The 16,435-nt window shown below is 58.8% G+C and carries 16 protein-coding genes; 8 read left to right on the forward strand and 8 right to left on the reverse strand.

Annotation, left to right across the window (positions count from 1 at the left end; genetic code table 11):
* Positions 1-4 precede the first annotated feature (4 nt).
* From rplQ to bfr, 3 genes are all read left to right on the forward strand, one after another.
* Positions 5-391: a 50S ribosomal protein L17 gene (gene rplQ, locus ACOYXE_RS25880; RefSeq protein WP_007918448.1), complete on the forward strand. Its 387-nt coding sequence runs from the start codon at positions 5-7 to the stop codon at positions 389-391.
* A gap of 240 nt (positions 392-631) precedes the next feature.
* A complete protein-coding gene (locus ACOYXE_RS25885; RefSeq protein ID WP_160059619.1) occupies positions 632-2,086 on the forward strand; it encodes a catalase in 1,455 nt (484 codons plus the stop codon).
* A gap of 149 nt (positions 2,087-2,235) precedes the next feature.
* Positions 2,236-2,703, forward strand: coding sequence for a bacterioferritin (gene bfr / locus ACOYXE_RS25890; RefSeq protein ID WP_007918444.1), 468 nt, complete (start codon positions 2,236-2,238; stop codon positions 2,701-2,703).
* A 65-nt stretch (positions 2,704-2,768) separates the two neighbouring features.
* Here the strand turns inward: bfr and uvrA are convergent, their stop codons facing one another.
* Positions 2,769-5,603 (reverse strand): excinuclease ABC subunit UvrA, encoded by a 2,835-nt coding sequence (uvrA, locus tag ACOYXE_RS25895; RefSeq protein WP_160059618.1) that lies wholly within the window; start codon positions 5,601-5,603, stop codon positions 2,769-2,771.
* 191 nt (positions 5,604-5,794) lie between these two features.
* Between uvrA and ACOYXE_RS25900 the strand changes: the two genes are divergently transcribed.
* Together ACOYXE_RS25900 and ACOYXE_RS25905 are read left to right on the forward strand one after the other, a co-directional pair.
* Positions 5,795-7,192, forward strand: coding sequence for an MFS transporter (locus ACOYXE_RS25900; RefSeq protein WP_160059617.1), 1,398 nt, complete (start codon positions 5,795-5,797; stop codon positions 7,190-7,192).
* Between the two features lie 9 nt (positions 7,193-7,201).
* Entirely contained in the window at positions 7,202-7,729 is a 528-nt protein-coding gene (locus ACOYXE_RS25905; protein WP_127929967.1) for a single-stranded DNA-binding protein, read from the forward strand.
* A gap of 118 nt (positions 7,730-7,847) precedes the next feature.
* On the opposite strand, the gene ACOYXE_RS25910 is transcribed toward ACOYXE_RS25905, so the two are convergent.
* From ACOYXE_RS25910 to ACOYXE_RS25940, 7 genes are all read right to left on the reverse strand, one after another.
* Positions 7,848-9,005: a glutathionylspermidine synthase family protein gene (locus ACOYXE_RS25910; RefSeq protein WP_160059616.1), complete on the reverse strand. Its 1,158-nt coding sequence runs from the start codon at positions 9,003-9,005 to the stop codon at positions 7,848-7,850.
* A 2-nt stretch (positions 9,006-9,007) separates the two neighbouring features.
* On the reverse strand, positions 9,008-9,709 hold the full coding sequence (locus tag ACOYXE_RS25915) for a DUF1190 domain-containing protein (RefSeq protein ID WP_460926828.1): 702 nt from the start codon (positions 9,707-9,709) through the stop codon (positions 9,008-9,010).
* Positions 9,710-9,726: 17 nt separating this feature from the next.
* Positions 9,727-10,152: a DUF350 domain-containing protein gene (locus tag ACOYXE_RS25920; RefSeq protein WP_160059614.1), complete on the reverse strand. Its 426-nt coding sequence runs from the start codon at positions 10,150-10,152 to the stop codon at positions 9,727-9,729.
* Positions 10,153-10,167: 15 nt separating this feature from the next.
* Positions 10,168-10,818 (reverse strand): DUF2491 family protein, encoded by a 651-nt coding sequence (locus ACOYXE_RS25925; protein WP_160059613.1) that lies wholly within the window; start codon positions 10,816-10,818, stop codon positions 10,168-10,170.
* A gap of 213 nt (positions 10,819-11,031) precedes the next feature.
* On the reverse strand, positions 11,032-11,730 hold the full coding sequence (locus ACOYXE_RS25930) for a PspA/IM30 family protein (protein ID WP_064118871.1): 699 nt from the start codon (positions 11,728-11,730) through the stop codon (positions 11,032-11,034).
* A gap of 17 nt (positions 11,731-11,747) precedes the next feature.
* Positions 11,748-12,416: a YjfI family protein gene (locus ACOYXE_RS25935; protein ID WP_460926829.1), complete on the reverse strand. Its 669-nt coding sequence runs from the start codon at positions 12,414-12,416 to the stop codon at positions 11,748-11,750.
* A gap of 145 nt (positions 12,417-12,561) precedes the next feature.
* Positions 12,562-13,116: a cysteine hydrolase family protein gene (locus tag ACOYXE_RS25940; protein WP_160059612.1), complete on the reverse strand. Its 555-nt coding sequence runs from the start codon at positions 13,114-13,116 to the stop codon at positions 12,562-12,564.
* A gap of 101 nt (positions 13,117-13,217) precedes the next feature.
* Here ACOYXE_RS25940 and ACOYXE_RS25945 point away from each other — a divergent pair, with 101 nt between their 5' ends.
* The 3 genes from ACOYXE_RS25945 to ACOYXE_RS25955 all read left to right on the forward strand — a co-directional run bounded on the left by ACOYXE_RS25945 (position 13,218) and on the right by ACOYXE_RS25955 (position 16,359).
* On the forward strand, positions 13,218-14,219 hold the full coding sequence (locus ACOYXE_RS25945) for a GlxA family transcriptional regulator (RefSeq protein WP_160059611.1): 1,002 nt from the start codon (positions 13,218-13,220) through the stop codon (positions 14,217-14,219).
* A 282-nt stretch (positions 14,220-14,501) separates the two neighbouring features.
* Positions 14,502-15,611 carry a DUF3182 family protein gene (locus tag ACOYXE_RS25950; RefSeq protein ID WP_160059610.1) on the forward strand — a complete coding sequence of 370 codons (1,110 nt, stop codon included), beginning with the start codon at positions 14,502-14,504 and terminating at the stop codon, positions 15,609-15,611.
* Entirely contained in the window at positions 15,601-16,359 is a 759-nt protein-coding gene (locus tag ACOYXE_RS25955) for an alpha/beta hydrolase family protein (protein ID WP_016983578.1), read from the forward strand. The genes ACOYXE_RS25950 and ACOYXE_RS25955 overlap by 11 nt, the downstream gene beginning before the upstream one ends.
* The last annotated feature ends 76 nt before the right edge of the window (positions 16,360-16,435 follow it).

A 16,435-nucleotide genomic window follows, 5' to 3' on the forward strand; every position in this document is an offset into this window, starting at 1 on the left:
AACCATGCGTCATCGTAAAAGTGGTCGTCACCTGAGCCGCACCAGCTCGCACCGCAAGGCCATGTTTCAAAACATGGCGGTGTCGCTGTTCGAGCACGAGCTGATCAAAACTACTCTGCCAAAAGCCAAAGAACTGCGTCGCGTTGCTGAGCCGCTGATCACTCTGGCCAAGACAGACAGCCTGGCTAACCGCCGTCTGGCTTTCGACCGTACTCGTTCGAAAGCTATCGTTGGTAAGCTCTTCAACGACCTGGGCAAGCGTTACGCTACCCGTGAGGGTGGCTACCTGCGCATCCTCAAGTGCGGTTTCCGCACTGGCGACAACGCACCTATGGCGTACGTCGAGTTGGTTGATCGTGCTACTGCTGGCGAAGCTGTATCCGCCGAGTAAGACGTCAGTCTGAAACAAAGAACCGGGCCTAGTGCCCGGTTTTTTGTGCCTGCAAGAAAATGCGCTGTTCATACAAGCTTCTGACATGTCTCTCTTGTCACTATGGGCTGGGAAACATAATTAGTAATTATCTATCGATGTCTGCAAGTTAATGAATTTGTAGCTGTCACATGGATGATCGATACTTCCCAGCAAGCCGATTAGCCGGCAGTTTCAAGACTGACAGAGGAAGAAGACCGTATGAGCCAGATCAAAACGCTTACGACCGCCAGTGGCGCACCTGTCGCTGATAACCAGAATTCTCGCTCCGCCGGCCCGCGTGGCCCACTGCTGCTCGACGATTTTCACCTGATCGAGAAGCTTGCGCACTTCAATCGTGAAAACATCCCTGAGCGTCGTGTCCACGCCAAAGGCTCGGGTGCTTACGGTACGTTTACTGTGACTCGTGACATTACCGAGTACACCAACGCCAAATTGTTTGAATCTGTTGGCAAGCAAACACCGACGTTCCTGCGCTTTTCTACAGTGGGTGGAGAACGTGGTTCGGCAGATACCGAGCGCGATCCACGCGGTTTCGCGTTGAAGTTCTACACCGAAGAAGGCAACTGGGACATTGTTGGCAACAACACGCCCGTATTCTTCATCCGTGATCCACTTAAATTTCCTGACTTCATCCACACGCAAAAACGCTTGCCGCAAAGCAACCTGAAAAGCGCGCAGATGATGTGGGACTTCTGGTCACATTCACCTGAGGCGCTGCATCAGGTCACCATCCTGTTTTCTGACCGCGGCATTCCTGACGGCTACCGTCACATGCACGGCTTCGGCAGCCACACCTACAGCCTGATCAGCGCTAAAGGTGAGCGTCACTGGGTCAAATGGCACTACAAGACCAAGCAGGGCATCAAGAATCTGGCGCCGGCCGATGCAGCTCGGTTGGCCGGCACCGATCCGGATTACGCCCAGCGAGATCTGTTCGAAGCAATCGAGCGCGGTGAGTTCCCGAAATGGCGCGTGTGCATCCAGATCATGACTGAGGCCCAGGCCGCGGCGCATTACGAGAACCCGTTCGACGTGACCAAGACCTGGTCGCAGAAGGAGTTCCCGCTGATCGAAGTCGGTGAGCTGGAGCTAAACCGCAACCCGCTGAACTACTTCGCTGAAGTCGAGCAGGCCGCGTTCGGCCCGAGCAATATGGTCCCAGGCGTTGGTCTCTCGCCAGACCGCATGCTGCAAGGTCGCGTGTTCGCCTATGCCGATGCTCACCGCTATCGCGTGGGTACCAATCACCAGCAGTTGCCAGTGAACGCGCCACGTAGCCCGGTGAACACTTACCAGCGCGACGGCTCGATGGCGTTCGGCAGCAACGGTGGTGCCGCGCCTAACTACGAACCGAACAGCTATACCGAAGCGCCGAAACAAGCTCCGCGTTACGCTGAACCTGCACTGGCCTTGAGCGGTGCTGCAGATCGCTACGATCACCGCGAGGATACCGATTACTACAGCCACGCCGGTGCGCTGTTCCGACTGATGAGCGACGAGCAGAGAGCATTGCTGGTCAGCAATATCGCTGGTGCCATGTCGGGCGTTTCCAGTGATGTGGTCGATCGTCAGCTGCAGCATTTCTACAAAGCCGACCCGGCGTATGGAGAAGCAATCGCAAAGCTGCTCAACGTACAGCTTAACGAAGTCTAAACGAGAAGCAGAACCGCCCTCATTTGGGCGGTTTTTGCGTTATTTAGGCTGCTTTTCTCAGAATATCTTCGCTTTTATTGCGCGTAACGGGTGACCTTCCAGTCAGGTTGGTTCAAACTACAGACTTTCAAGTAGGGAGATGTAGGGCGATGCAAGGCCACCCAGACGTAATCGATTACCTCAACACGTTGCTGACCGGCGAACTGGCCGCGCGTGATCAATATTTCGTTCATTCGCGGATGTATGAGGACTGGGGGTTCACCAAGCTCTACGAGCGAATCAACCACGAGATGGAAGAAGAGGCAGGTCACGCTGATGCGTTGATGCGCCGGATTCTGATGCTCGAAGGCACGCCGCGCATGCGTCCGGATGATCTGGATGTCGGCACCACTGTGCCGGAGATGCTCGAAGCCGATCTGCGCCTTGAGTACAAAGTACGCGCCGCACTGTGCAAAGGCATCGAGCTGTGCGAGCAGCACAAAGACTATGTCAGCCGCGAGATCCTGCGCGTTCAGCTCAACGATACCGAAGAAGATCACACCTACTGGCTGGAAAAGCAGTTGGGCCTGATCAAACTGATCGGTCTCGAGAACTATCTGCAATCCCACACTTCCTGATTGCAATCGATACCAAAAAGCCCCTGTCACTGATGAAGTGACAGGGGCTTTTTCATGCCCGGCGTTTAAGCCCGATCACGGATCAACAACGGCTTGAGGTAATGGCCGGTGTGAGATTGCTTCATCTCGGCCACATCTTCCGGCGTGCCGGTGGCAATGATCTGCCCACCTTTGGAGCCGCCCTCCGGCCCCAGGTCCACCAGCCAGTCGGCAGTCTTGATCACGTCGAGGTTGTGTTCGATCACCACCACGGTGTTGCCGTGGTCGCGCAGTCGATGCAACACATCGAGCAACTGCTGGATATCCGCGAAGTGCAGACCGGTGGTCGGCTCATCGAGGATGTACAGGGTCTTGCCGGTGTCACGCTTGGACAGTTCGCGAGACAGCTTGACCCGCTGCGCCTCACCGCCGGACAGCGTCGTCGCCGACTGTCCGAGCTTGATGTACGACAGACCGACATCCATCAACGTCTGCAGCTTGCGCGCCAGCGCCGGCACCGCATCGAAGAACTCCCTGGCTTCCTCGATGGTCATTTCGAGGGTTTCGTGGATGCTCTTGCCCTTGTATTTGATCTCAAGGGTTTCGCGGTTGTAGCGCTTGCTCTTGCACACGTCGCACGGCACGTAGATGTCCGGCAGGAAGTGCATCTCAACCTTGATCAGGCCATCGCCCTGACAAGCTTCGCAGCGACCGCCCTTGACGTTGAAGGAGAAACGCCCGGGGCCGTAACCACGGGAGCGTGACTCGGGCACACCGGCGAAAAGTTCACGGATCGGCGTAAACAGCCCGGTATACGTCGCTGGGTTAGAGCGCGGTGTACGGCCAATCGGGCTCTGGTCGATATCGACGACTTTGTCGAGATGCTCCAGGCCTTTGATGCTGTCGTGCGCTGCCGCTTCCAGGGTCGTCGCGCCGTTGAGCGCCGTGGCGCTGAGCGGGAAAAGCGTGTTGTTGATCAGTGTCGATTTGCCCGAACCGGACACGCCGGTGACGCACGTCAGCAGACCGATCGGGATATCCAGATCGACATTACGCAGGTTGTTACCGCGCGCCCCTTTGAGCGACAGATTTAGCTTCTTGTTGCGCGGTGTACGTTTGGCCGGCACTTCAATCTTCACCCGGCCTGAAAGGTATTTACCCGTCAGGGAGTCCGGATGCGCCATGACTTCGGCCGGCGTGCCTTCGGCAACGATCTGCCCGCCGTGCACCCCGGCGCCCGGGCCGATATCGACGACATAGTCAGCCAAGCGAATCGCATCTTCGTCGTGCTCGACCACGATTACCGTGTTACCGATGTCGCGCAGGTGCTTGAGCGTGCCGAGCAGTCGATCATTGTCACGCTGGTGCAAACCAATGGACGGTTCGTCGAGGATGTACAAAACACCCACCAGGCCAGCACCGATCTGGCTGGCCAGACGAATACGTTGTGCTTCACCACCGGAAAGGGTGTCAGCGCTGCGATCCAGCGACAGATAATCGAGACCGACGTTGACGAGGAACTGCAGACGCTCACGGATTTCCTTGAGAATCTTGTCCGCGATCTCGCCACGGCGGCCGGTCATCTTCAACTGGCCGAAGTATTCGCAAGCATCGCCGATAGGCAGATTGGTCACTGCCGGCAATGTCTTCTCGCCAACCCATACGTGCCGCGCTTCACGACGCAGGCGAGTGCCACGGCAATCCGGGCAGGACTGAGTGCTGAGGAACTTGGCCAGCTCTTCACGAACGCTCGCCGACTCGGTCTCGCGGTAGCGACGCTCAAGGTTGGGCACGATGCCTTCGAACGGGTGAGAGCGTTTGACGATATCGCCACGGTCGTTGAGGTATTTGAAGTCGACGTTTTGCGAGCCGCTGCCATGCAGGATGAATTTCTGCTGATCGGCCGGCAGTTCGTTGAACGGTACTTCGAGGCTGAAACCGTAGTGTGAGGCCAGTGAGCCGAGCATCTGGAAGTAATAGACGTTGCGCCGGTCCCAGCCGCGAATCGCACCCTCGGCCAAGGTCAGGTCGCCGTTGACCAGCCGTTTGATGTCGAAGAACTGCTTCACGCCCAGGCCATCACAGGTCGGGCAAGCGCCAGCCGGGTTGTTGAAGGAGAACAGCTTCGGCTCAAGTTCGCTGATGGCGTGGCCGCAGATCGGGCAGGCAAAGCGCGCGGAGAAGATCATCTCTTCACCCGGCTCATCGTCCATCGGCGCGACCAGTGCAATGCCGTCCGCCAGTTTCAGCGCAGTCTCGAAAGACTCGGCCAGGCGTTGCTGCAGATCGGCGCGTACCTTGAAACGGTCGACGATCACGTCAATCGAATGCTTCTTCTGTTTATCCAGTTTCGGCAGTTCGTCGAGCTCACAGATGCGGCCGTTGACCCGGGCGCGAACGAAACCTTGTGCGCGCAGCTCTTCGAAGACCGACAGGTGTTCACCTTTACGCTCGCGGATCACCGGCGCCAGCAGCATCAGTTTGCTGCCTTCCGGTTGCGCCAGCACCAGGTCAACCATCTGACTGACCGTTTGTGCTTCCAGCGGAATGTCGTGATCCGGGCAGCGCGGCGTGCCCACGCGGGCGTAGAGCAGACGCAGGTAGTCGTAGATTTCGGTGATGGTGCCGACCGTGGAGCGCGGGTTGTGCGAGGTCGACTTCTGTTCGATGGAGATCGCCGGCGACAGGCCTTCGATGGTGTCGACGTCGGGTTTTTCCATCATCGACAGGAACTGGCGGGCGTAGGCCGACAGCGATTCGACATAGCGGCGCTGACCTTCGGCGTACAGTGTGTCGAAGGCCAGGGACGACTTGCCGGATCCGGACAGGCCGGTGATGACGATCAGCTTGTCCCGTGGCAGGGTCAGGTCGATGTTCTTCAGGTTGTGGGTACGGGCCCCACGTATCAGGATCTTGTCCAAAGTGGCCTCGCTCGGCGGGCGTCGAAAACGTAGGAGTATACGGGCAAATACTGGATGGATGCACACTATCAAACGAAGGGTTTTTTACCCTGGATGAAGAGAGTTTCATCTATACGCGTCAAAGCGTCGCGATCTACCCCGTCTTTCGATGGGACTGGTAGAATCGCCGCCGGTTCACACGAGGTTTTTCCATGCACGATCCCCACAGCGAACGCATGAGTGGCAGCGAGACCCGCGCGGCGAGCGGTCTGGCCTTGGTGTTCGCCTTCCGTATGCTGGGCATGTTCATGGTGTTGCCGGTACTGGCGACCTACGGCATGGATCTGGCTGGAGCGACCCCGGCGCTGATCGGATTGGCCATCGGCGCTTACGGCCTGACTCAGGCGATTTTCCAGATTCCGTTCGGGGTCATTTCTGACCGCATTGGTCGTCGCCCGGTGATTTATCTCGGGCTGATCGTCTTCGCGCTCGGCAGCGTGCTGGCCTCTCAGGCCGATTCGATCTGGGGCGTGATTGCCGGCCGGATCCTGCAAGGTGCCGGAGCAATCTCTGCTGCGGTCATGGCACTGCTCTCCGACCTGACTCGCGAGCAACATCGCACCAAAGCGATGGCGATGATCGGTATGACCATCGGCCTGTCGTTTGCCGTGGCCATGGTGGTCGGGCCGCTGCTGACCCGTGCTTTCGGCCTTTCCGGATTGTTCCTCGCTACAGGTGGCATGGCGCTGGTCGGGATCCTGATCATCATGTTCATGGTGCCGCGCTCCACGGGCCCGCTGCAGCATCGTGAATCCGGTGTGGCGCGTCAGGCCTTGATGCCGACGCTCAAGCATCCGGACCTGCTGCGCCTCGACCTGGGCATCTTTGTGTTACATGCCATGTTGATGTCGAGCTTCGTCGCGCTGCCACTGGCACTGGTGGAAAAAGCCGGTTTGCCCAAGGAGCAGCACTGGTGGGTCTACCTCACCGCGCTGCTGATTTCGTTCTTCGCCATGATCCCGTTCATCATCTATGGCGAGAAGAAACGCAAAATGAAACGAGTTTTGCTCGGCGCCGTCATGACGCTGATGCTGACTGAGCTATTCTTCTGGCAGTTCGGCGACAGCCTGCGGGCTCTGGTGATCGGCACGGTGGTGTTTTTCACTGCGTTCAATCTGCTGGAGGCTTCATTGCCGTCGCTGATCAGCAAGGTTTCACCGGCAGGCGGGAAGGGCACGGCCATGGGCGTGTATTCCACCAGCCAGTTCCTCGGATCGGCACTCGGCGGGATACTCGGCGGCTGGCTGTTTCAGCATGGCGGTCTGTCGGTTGTGTTCCTTGGATGTGCCGGGCTGGCTGCACTTTGGTTGGCCTTTGCTGTTACCATGCGCGAACCTCCCTACGTGACGAGCCTGCGCTTGCCGTTGTCGCCCGAGGCGATCCGCGAAGCGGGTCTGGTCGAGCGCCTCAAGGCCCTCGTAGGGGTAACCGATGCAGTGATAGTTGCTGACGAAGCGGCTGTTTACATCAAACTGGACAAAGAATTAGTGGATCGCGACACCCTCGAACGCCTGGTGAACAACCCGGCCGGGGCTGCTTGCGAAGCCTAGGAGAACGTTATGGCCCGTGGGGTTAACAAAGTCATATTGGTCGGCACTTGCGGCCAGGATCCCGAAGTTCGCTACCTGCCTAACGGTAACGCCGTGACCAACCTGAGTCTGGCCACCAGCGAACAATGGACCGACAAGCAAACCGGTCAGAAGGTCGAGAAGACCGAGTGGCACCGTGTTTCGATGTTCGGCAAGGTTGCGGAAATCGCCGGCGAATATCTGCGCAAGGGTTCGCAGGTTTACATCGAAGGCAAGCTGCAGACCCGTGAGTGGGAAAAAGACGGTATCAAGCGTTACACCACCGAAATCGTGGTCGACATGCAAGGCACCATGCAACTGCTCGGCGGCCGTCCACAACAGGGCGATCAACAAGGCGGTGGCAACAACTACCAGCAGTCGGCTCCATCTGCGCCACGTCAGCAGGCTCCCCGTCCGCAGCAGTCGGCTCCACAGCAGCGTTCGGCCCCGGCTCCACAACAGGCCGCACCGCAACCGGCTCCGGATTTCGACAGCTTTGATGACGATATTCCGTTCTGATTTGCTGTTGTAAACCGCTGCAAATAAAAAGGCCCGTCGCTTAAACGACGGGCCTTTTTGTTGGGTGAAAACTTATGGTCATCCCCGATCAACTGTAGGGGCGAGCAGGATCTGTGGTTCAGTCGAGGATCAGATGCGGCAGAAACCTGCTCGAATCTTTGGTGATCAGGCTGTTGTCTTCCCGTACACCAATCCCCGCTGCCTGATCGCCAATCACCCACGAACCGATCAGCGTGTAACTCTCACCAAACTTCGGAAGTGGCGCAAATTCTTGCAGGATAAACGGCGCATCAGTGTAGGGCCCGTCCTCTTTGACGATCAGACCATCAGCCGTTTGCAGCTCAATGTTGGCGCCTTCCCGGGAAAAGTACGGCTTGCGTACCCAGCCCTTGGGCACGATGCTGGCCGGATTCGGGTCGAGATGCGCCGCCAGCAGATTTGGATGGCCCTTGTGCATCTCCCACAGCAACGGCAGTGCCCCCTTGTTCGACAGGATCGCCTTCCACGCCGGTTCGAAAAACTGCGTATCGCACTCGGCAATCGCCGCGCCGAAGGGCTCGTGGAAGATGAATTCCCAGGCATGCAGTTTGAACAGGTGCGGAATCCAGCGATCTTCCAGGTCGACGAAACGCCCTTCAGCCGTCAAACCGATATCTTCAATATCGATGTGCCGTGATTCGATGCCGACTTTCTCGGCGATCAAGCGCAGGTAATCCGTGGTGCCCTTGTCTTCGACCGAGTCTTTCATCGAGGCAAAGTAGAACGGCCGCTTCAGCTGTAATTCGGCGAAGGCCCGATGCAACTGAGTGTCGATGCTGTTGAACTGGTCGGCATGACGCGGCAGCGTGCCGCGCTCGATGCATTGTTCCAGCCAGCCCCACTGGAACGCCGCTGCTTCATAAAGACTGGTCGGTGTGTCGTAGTTGAGCTCCAGCAGTTTTGCCGGGCCGTTGCCGCTGTAGGAAAAGTCCATGCGGCCGTACAGATGCGGATGACCTTCCAGCCAGGAGGTTCGGATCATGTCGTAGTACGGCGCCGGGATGCTCAGGCGACCCAGCAGTTCTTCGCTGTGCACCACACGGTCGACCAGGTCCATGCACATCTCGTGCAGTTCGGTGGTCGGATCCTCGAGATCGTTTTCGATTTGCGCGAGCGTGAACTGGTAGTACGCGCTTTCGTCCCAGTACGGCTCGTCGTCGATGGTGTGGAACATGAAGCCGAGGCTTTCGGCGGTCTGTTTCCAGTCGGGGCGCTCGGCGCAGAAGATCTTCTTCATCGTCAGCTGCTCGAACGACCAGAACCAGAACTGCTGCCCCAGCCACCCCAACCGCTACGGGCGCTGGATTGGCTGCCGAAGCCGCCGCGTGACGTCGAAGAAGCCACGTTGACCGGTTTGCTTTTGCTGCTCTCGTAATCCGTTTGGCTGCGCGTCGTGGTTTCGGCTCTGCGGTACTGCGTCGAGGTGTTGTATGGCTGGCGCGTTTCGCGATCGCGGTAAACCGTGCGTTCGGCGTTGTTGCTCATCGCGTTGCCGATCAGCCAGCCGGTTAGCCAGCCATTTCCACCACCGCCACTGCCACTGGAAACGTGCGAAGTGCTTTGCACATGCTGCGCTGTCGCGTCACCGGCGGGCATTTGGGCATCGGCGATGGCGCCGAGGTTCTGCGCTGGCTCACCGTTCGCAGGCACTTTGAAGCCGCCGAGTTTCGGCACGAAGCGGCCGTCGGAGTTCTTCTGACACCAGTCGGCGGCGAAGTCCGCGTCGCACTTGGCCTTGTCGTCGTAAGCCGGGGCGATGCGCCGGTGTTCGGTCAGGGCGGCGACGTAGGCGTTGGAGCAGACATCGGCAGCCACTTCGGCGTCGACACACTGTTCCAGACTCTGGAAATTGCGCGGTTGATCCGCGGCTGTCACCTGGCCGGAAATGGCCATCGCCACCGAGGCCGCGAGGGACAGCTGAACGTATTTGCTGCGTTTCATCGAAGGCTTCCTGCCGATCAGTTAGACGGTGTCATGCACGCCGCGTTGAGCATGCCGACGCTGATCGCGACCGCCGCGACGTAGATGCCGGAGGCGATTTCACCGTTGGCGATACGCTGGGAGGTGCCTTTGAGCACCAGACCCGTCGCAAGAAACGCCAGCAGTTGCACGACGGCGGCAATCACCGCCCACAGTACGAAGTCGAGGACGTTGACCGAAAACGCGATCACGTTACTGGCCGGAATCGCGAAGCCGATGAGCGCGCCGGCCAGGGCGATGGCAGCGGCAACGTTGCCGGAGCGAATCAGCTCGAATTCCTTGTGCGGCGTGATGCGCGTGTAGACGAATTGAAACAGCATGAACAGCAGTACGGCGCCGATGAGGTAGACGACGAAACCGACCAGCGCGGTTTTGTTCAGGGAAACGGCCAGCACTTCCAGCATGTAAAACTTCCTTTTTTAAATGGTGCTCAGATCTGTCGTGTACAGCGAAATGCCCAGCGAGGTGCTCAGGCTGACGGTGCCTTCTTCATCTTGTTCGACGGAGAACAGCAGCAATTCGCGGCGATCGGTCAGGCCGGTCTCGCGCGCATAAAGCATGGAGTGGTGTTCGATGGTGTAGCTCTCGTCCGGATTGACCACTTGTTCGGTCATCGGCACGAGTTCTGTCTGGCCTTGTTCAGTGCCCCACTCGCGGGTGTATTCGACACCTTCGTGGGTGTAGGTCGGCAGACCGATCGAGCTGTTGGGGCCGGCCAGGCGGTGCAGTTCGGCGTCACTGTTGACCGTCACGTAACTGAGGTAGTTGAACAGGGTGACCGATTCGATCTGGTCGTCACCGGTGACGTGGATCTGCAGCCAGAAGTCCTCGTCATTCATGTAATAGCGGTGCAGTTTATTGGACTGGCCGAGGTCTACCCAGCCGTGGCTCCAGATCGCCTGATCAAAGGGCACGCGCACCGTGGTCGAACCGTCGAGCAACAGCGCCAGCGTCGTATCGAACCTGACAGCCTTGCCTTGCGCCATGCCGAGTGGGCCACTGGCAACGGTCGGTGTTGGCGCAGCGGTCTGCCAGTTGCTGGTGCCCAGCAAGTCTTTAAACCATCCCATGGGTACGTTCCTTGAAGCGGGTGGAGGTGTTCGTCGGCGAAAAAAGCGTGGCTAGTGTACCGGGCTACGCGGCGAACGAGGATAGCGATTTCCACGCCATAAACCCTGTGGGAGCGAGCTTGCTCGCGAAGAGGGCCTGTCAGCCAACATTGATGTCGACTGGTACGACGCTTTCGCGAGCAAGCTCGCTCCCACAGTTTTTTTCCGCAGTGATTACTGAGCGGACTTTTGCTTCAGGCGCTCAAGAATCGCATTGGCACTGCCTTCGTTCGGCGTGATGCCGGCGTCGCGCAGTTTGCGTTCCAGATCGTTGCCGGTCGAAGCGTCGGCCAGTTCGTCGGCAGCGCTCAGTTCAGCCGCGCGTTGCTGCTGCTTGGCTTGCAGACGGTTCAACGTACCGACGGCGGTTTCCAGTTTGCCATTGGCGCCACCGCTGGCGATGGACGCGCTGACCTGGGCTTTCTGCACGCTTTCGCGGGCCTTGGCCATGTCCACTTGCTGGCGCAGGCTCTTGATCCGCGACTCGGCCTTGCTGATGTCTTTGCGCATGTTTTCGGCGTAGGTGCCGAATTCGTCGCTCTGCTTTTTCTCGACATCCAGCTCGTTGGTCAGGGTCGAAATCGCTTCGGCCACTTCCAGCGCGAGGTCTTCACGGCCGGCATTCAGTGCCGAGACGGCCTTGGCTTCCAGATCCTTGATCTTGGCGTCGTACTCGCTCACGCGGTCGGCGGCCAGTTTGTGTTTGGCCATGATGGTGACCAGTTCGCGACGGGCGTTCGACAGGGCGGTGTCGGCGTCGCGGATTTCCTGATCGAGGATGCGCAGGGCCTGCTGGTCGGCGATCGCTTCGCCGACTTCATTGGCGCCGCCGCGCAGTGCGGTGAACAACTTGCTCCAGATGGACTGAGTCATTGGATATTCCCTGTTGATTACTTGAAGAAGTGTTCGAAGGCTTCACTCGCGCGCTGCACGTTGTCGACCAGGGTTTTCACCTCGGTAACGACGTTGGTCAGGCTCGAGTCGGCGCTGAGGGCGCCAAACATGTTGTAAACGGTCTGCCCGTTCGGCATCGACTCGATACCGATCGACGACAGCGGGAACATTTCCCGGCTGCGCAACACGGCTTCGTTGAAGGCCGCTACGTCCGAGATCGAATCGATGTCCACCAGCACGGTGTCGACGATGATCTGCTGGCCGGCCAGGGCGATGTGAATCGGCAGACCGCCGAATTCGTTCATTTCCAGCTTGATGCTGGGTTCGGAGCTCTGGATCAGCGACAGTGTGATTTCTTGCGAAGCCACCTCGTCCAGGGCCTTGAGGGCGTTGAAGAGGCTATCGATGGTCCAGTTGTTGCCTGCGCTCATGTAATTCTCCGACATGAAAGAGCCAGCCAGAATCGGTTGGCGTAGCTGTTGCTCCATTTGCTTGAGCAAGCTTCGGTTTTCGGGAAGCACCCAAGTTTCGTGTTTCACATAACCGGCAGCGGCCAGGCCCGCGCGCATCTGCTTCATATAGAAGCTCGACGGTTTTTTCGTGGACGCTTTCGCACGCTCTCCCTTGGGGCTCTCTGATTTCGCGGTGGGGGAACGGCTTTTCATGGCAGTGGCTCGGTTATGAACATCTCACGCGTGAGCCACACTACAACCAATTCAAAGTGCCATCAATGGCTCACGCGTGAGATTTTTATGACAGACGAAAAAAGACCCGCTGCAAGGCGGGCCCGGTGTTTTTGCAGAATATTGCTTAGCGCTGGGAGGAGAGGAATTGGTCAGTGGACACCACGCTGGCGTAGGCGAAACCGAGTGCCGACATGAAAGCAGCGTGAACATGGGCGGCCGGCACCGTCAGGCCATTGAACTCCAGGTCGCGGCTGGCGCAGGCATCGTGAATCACTGTGACGGCATAACCCAGATCCGCTGCGGCACGGGTAATGCCGTCAACGCACATGTGGCTCATGCTGCCGACCACTACCAGTTCCTTGATGCCTTGTTCGTCGAGGATTGCTTGCAGTTCGGTTTCGCGGAACGAGTTGACGAAGTGTTTGAGCACCACCGGTTCATCAGCGCGATTGAGCACTTTCGGATGCAGCTTGGCGCCTTCGGAACCTGGGGTGAAAAACGGCGCGTCGGCTGAGGTGAATTCGTGGCGAATGTGTATTACAGAATCGCCGGCCTCGCGGAACGCGGCGATCAGCCGGGCGGCGTTGTCGGCGGCGGCATCAGCACCGGCCAGCGGCCACTTGCCTTGAGGGAAGTAGTCGTTCTGGATATCGACTACGATGAGCGCTTGCTTGGCCATTGGTGTGTCCTCGATGTGTTGGCTGGAAGTGGCTTCAGTATTGGCCCTGGCCAGCGCTTCGAGGATTGGCCGCACCGACAATAGACAGGGGAAAACTGACAATGGGCGCAGAAAGGGCCGCCATCGCTGAATTGGGCGTGCTGATCTATCCCGGCGCGCAAATGGCGGCGGTGCATGGTCTGACGGATTTGTTTGCGGTGGCCAACCGGATTGCCGCCGAACATCAGGCCGCGCAGTTGCCGGTGCTGCGGGTCAGTCACTGGCAGGTCGAAGGTGATCAGCCGCCAACGCGGATTTACGCCAGCCATCCAGGGGACGACAGCGCTTTGCTGGCGGTGCTGATTCCGCCATCGATCGGCGGGTTCTCGGCGGCGCAAGCGCCGGCCAGCCTGATGCAATGGTTACGCGATCAACACGCCCGCGGTGCGACGCTGGGTGGGGTTTGCGTAGGCTCGCTGATGTTGGCTGAAAGCGGTCTGCTCGACGGCCGCAGCGCCACCACTCACTGGACCTCGGCCAAGACTTTCGCCGAGCGATATCCGAACATCAGGCTCAAGGCCGATACACCGATTGTCGATGACGGCGACCTGATCACCACCGCCGGACTGATGGCGTGGTCGGAGCTGGGATTACGTCTGGTCGACAGGTTGCTCGGGCCGAGCATTGCCACCGGCACCGCGCGATTTCTGGTGATAGAGCACAGTGACAGCGCCAGTGAGTGCGGCAGTAACTTTGCGCCGATTCTCGGGCATGGCGATGCGGCGATTCTCAAGGTTCAGCACTGGCTGCAAAGCACCGGCGCGACGGATGTTTCGCTGACGGCGATGGCCGAGCGGGCAGGCCTGGAGGAACGCACATTTCTGCGGCGGTTCCGCGCGGCGAGCGGCTTGAAACCGACCGAGTACTGCCAGCATCTGCGGGTGGGCAAGGCGCGCGAGATGCTTGAGTTCAGCAATGGCACGATCGATCACATTGCGTGGACGGTGGGCTATCAGGATCCGGGCGCGTTTCGCGCAATCTTCAAGAAGATTACCGGGCTGGCGCCGAGTGATTATCGGGCGCGGTTTGGTGTGACCCCAAACCCGAAAGCATCCATTACCTAATGTGGGAGCGAGCTTGCTCGCGAAAGCGGTGGAGGCTGTAAGTTTGATGTCGCCTGACTCGGCGCCTTCGCGAGCAAGCTCGCTCCCACATTGAACTGTATAGGACTATGGGATCGTGCAATTTGCCGGAGTTTTGCGCGCGGTCGTGCAGATTGAAACAGGCGTGGTGCCAGCACGTTTCTGGTAAGTTTCTGATTGGACTAGGATTTTCGTAGAGCGGCCGTTGGCCTGATCTCTGCACCTCTCACCGCTACAGTCATCGAACCGATGGAAGGGGGACGCATGACCCCGACACCCCGCAGGAAAATCGTCGTCGCTCACTCGGTGCGCCCTGATGCGCCGCAGCATGAGGTACAGACCAACAAGGCGCTGGCACGATGGCTGGCGCAGATTCTCGGATGCAAATTCGGCGGCAGTTACGATCCGGACAAACATCGCGGCCGTGATCTGTATCTGCTACCGACGCAAACCATTGTTGGCACTGCCAGTGCTCAGCAACTTGGTATCAGAGGCCCCGACGATTTGTGGGGTGGCTTTGTCGAGCACGATTTCATCTGCACCAAAGCCATCAGCCACGGTTTGCGCAGTCATCTGGCTCAGGCGCCGCAAGGCTGGTCGCCATTATTTTCCGAGCGAACGCGCAATGTGGTGCTCGACGGGCTCAGCGTGTTCTCGCTGGAGGATGCGCGGCCGGCTGCCGAGCATTTGCTGTACAACGGCCCGATTCGTTTGAAACCGGTTCACGCCTGCGCCGGTCGCGGGCAGGAAGTGATCAAAAGCCTGGATGCCTTCGACGAAATCCTTGCCCGCCCTGACATTGAAAAGCAGTTCAGCGAAGGCGTGGTGCTGGAGCAGGACCTGAGCGATGTCGTCACCCACAGCGTCGGCCAGTCATTCATCGGCGGCAGAGTGTTGAGCTACTGCGGTGATCAATACTTGACCAAGGATGCCCACGGTGAAGAGGTCTACGGCGGCTCGAATCTGCTGGTGGTGCAAGGTAATTATGACGAACTGCTGAAGCTCGACCTGCCCGACGATGTGCGTCTGGCCATTGAGCAGGCGCAGGTTTTCGACGCGGCCGCCAATCAAGCCTATCCGCGCTTCTATGCTTCGCGGCGCAACTACGATATCGCTCAGGGCCTGGACAGCAACGGCAAATCCCGCAGCGGCGTACTCGAACAATCTTGGCGCATGGGCGGTGCCAGCAGTGCTGAAGTTGCCGCGTTGCAAAGCTTCGTCAACGATCCGGGGATGCGCGCGATCCGTGTGTCTTCGGTAGAAACCTACATCGATCAGCCGTTGCCGGCGGATGCCATCGAGGTCTATCGCGGCCCGGCTGAGAACAGCGAATTTCTCCTCAAATACGTTACGGTCAAATCCTATGACGGCTAGAAGCGAAAGCATTCAAATCGACATTGATGATGAACAGATGAGCGGGACATTTCTCAGTCCCAAATCGAAAGTCCCGGGGGTGTTGTTTGTCCATGGTTGGGGCGGTAGTCAGGAGCGCGACCTTGAGCGCGCCAAAGGCATCGCCGGTCTCGGCTGTGTGTGCCTGACCTTCGACTTGCGCGGGCACACTGGCGGTACCGGAATTCCGCTGACCCGTGTCACTCGCGAAGACAATCTGCGCGATCTGCTCGCGGCGTATGACCGCTTGCTCGCGCATCCGGCGCTCGACACCTCGGCGATCGCCGTGGTCGGCACCAGTTATGGCGGTTATCTGGCTTCGATCCTGACTTCGCTGCGCCCGGTGCGCTGGCTGGCGTTGCGCGTGCCGGCACTGTATCGCGATGAGCAATGGCACACGCCCAAGCGTGAGCTGGACAAGGCTGATCTGCGTGATTATCGCAGCACGCTGGTGCGCGCGGACACTAACCGCGCGCTGCATGCCTGTTCGCAATTCACTGGTGATGTGTTGCTGGTCGAATCGGAAACCGACGATTACGTGCCCCACGCGGCGATCATGAGTTACCGCGCGGCGTGCCAGCAGACGCATTCACTGACGCACCGGATTATCGATGGCGCCGATCATGCGCTGAGCGAGCCGGTGTCGCAGCAGGCGTACACCTCGATTCTGGTGGACTGGATTACCGAGATGGTCGTGGGTGAGCGGTTGAGCATTATTCAATCAGCATGAGCTTTGTTGTTCGTTCGAACGCTATCGCGAGCAGGCTCACTCCTACATTTTGGAATGCGTTCACTTGTAGGAGTGA

This window comes from Pseudomonas sp. MC6 (genome assembly GCF_054790575.1).

What these genes read in the sequence shown, in the direction of transcription:
- ACOYXE_RS25900 (WP_160059617.1), top strand. Translation starts at nt 5,795, where the DNA reads ATGCACGATCCCCACAGCGAACGCATGAGTGGCAGCGAGACCCGCGCG.
- ACOYXE_RS25950 (WP_160059610.1), top strand. Translation starts at nt 14,502, where the DNA reads ATGACCCCGACACCCCGCAGGAAAATCGTCGTCGCTCACTCGGTGCGC.
- ACOYXE_RS25955 (WP_016983578.1), top strand. Translation starts at nt 15,601, where the DNA reads ATGACGGCTAGAAGCGAAAGCATTCAAATCGACATTGATGATGAACAG.
- ACOYXE_RS25910 (WP_160059616.1), bottom strand. Translation starts at nt 9,005, where the DNA reads ATGAAGAAGATCTTCTGCGCCGAGCGCCCCGACTGGAAACAGACCGCC.
- rplQ (WP_007918448.1), top strand. Translation starts at nt 5, where the DNA reads ATGCGTCATCGTAAAAGTGGTCGTCACCTGAGCCGCACCAGCTCGCAC.
- ACOYXE_RS25930 (WP_064118871.1), bottom strand. Translation starts at nt 11,730, where the DNA reads ATGACTCAGTCCATCTGGAGCAAGTTGTTCACCGCACTGCGCGGCGGC.
- ACOYXE_RS25945 (WP_160059611.1), top strand. Translation starts at nt 13,218, where the DNA reads ATGGGCGCAGAAAGGGCCGCCATCGCTGAATTGGGCGTGCTGATCTAT.
- bfr (WP_007918444.1), top strand. Translation starts at nt 2,236, where the DNA reads ATGCAAGGCCACCCAGACGTAATCGATTACCTCAACACGTTGCTGACC.
- ACOYXE_RS25935 (WP_460926829.1), bottom strand. Translation starts at nt 12,416, where the DNA reads ATGAAAAGCCGTTCCCCCACCGCGAAATCAGAGAGCCCCAAGGGAGAG.
- ACOYXE_RS25920 (WP_160059614.1), bottom strand. Translation starts at nt 10,152, where the DNA reads ATGCTGGAAGTGCTGGCCGTTTCCCTGAACAAAACCGCGCTGGTCGGT.
- ACOYXE_RS25940 (WP_160059612.1), bottom strand. Translation starts at nt 13,116, where the DNA reads ATGGCCAAGCAAGCGCTCATCGTAGTCGATATCCAGAACGACTACTTC.
- ACOYXE_RS25905 (WP_127929967.1), top strand. Translation starts at nt 7,202, where the DNA reads ATGGCCCGTGGGGTTAACAAAGTCATATTGGTCGGCACTTGCGGCCAG.
- ACOYXE_RS25885 (WP_160059619.1), top strand. Translation starts at nt 632, where the DNA reads ATGAGCCAGATCAAAACGCTTACGACCGCCAGTGGCGCACCTGTCGCT.
- ACOYXE_RS25915 (WP_460926828.1), bottom strand. Translation starts at nt 9,709, where the DNA reads ATGAAACGCAGCAAATACGTTCAGCTGTCCCTCGCGGCCTCGGTGGCG.
- ACOYXE_RS25925 (WP_160059613.1), bottom strand. Translation starts at nt 10,818, where the DNA reads ATGGGATGGTTTAAAGACTTGCTGGGCACCAGCAACTGGCAGACCGCT.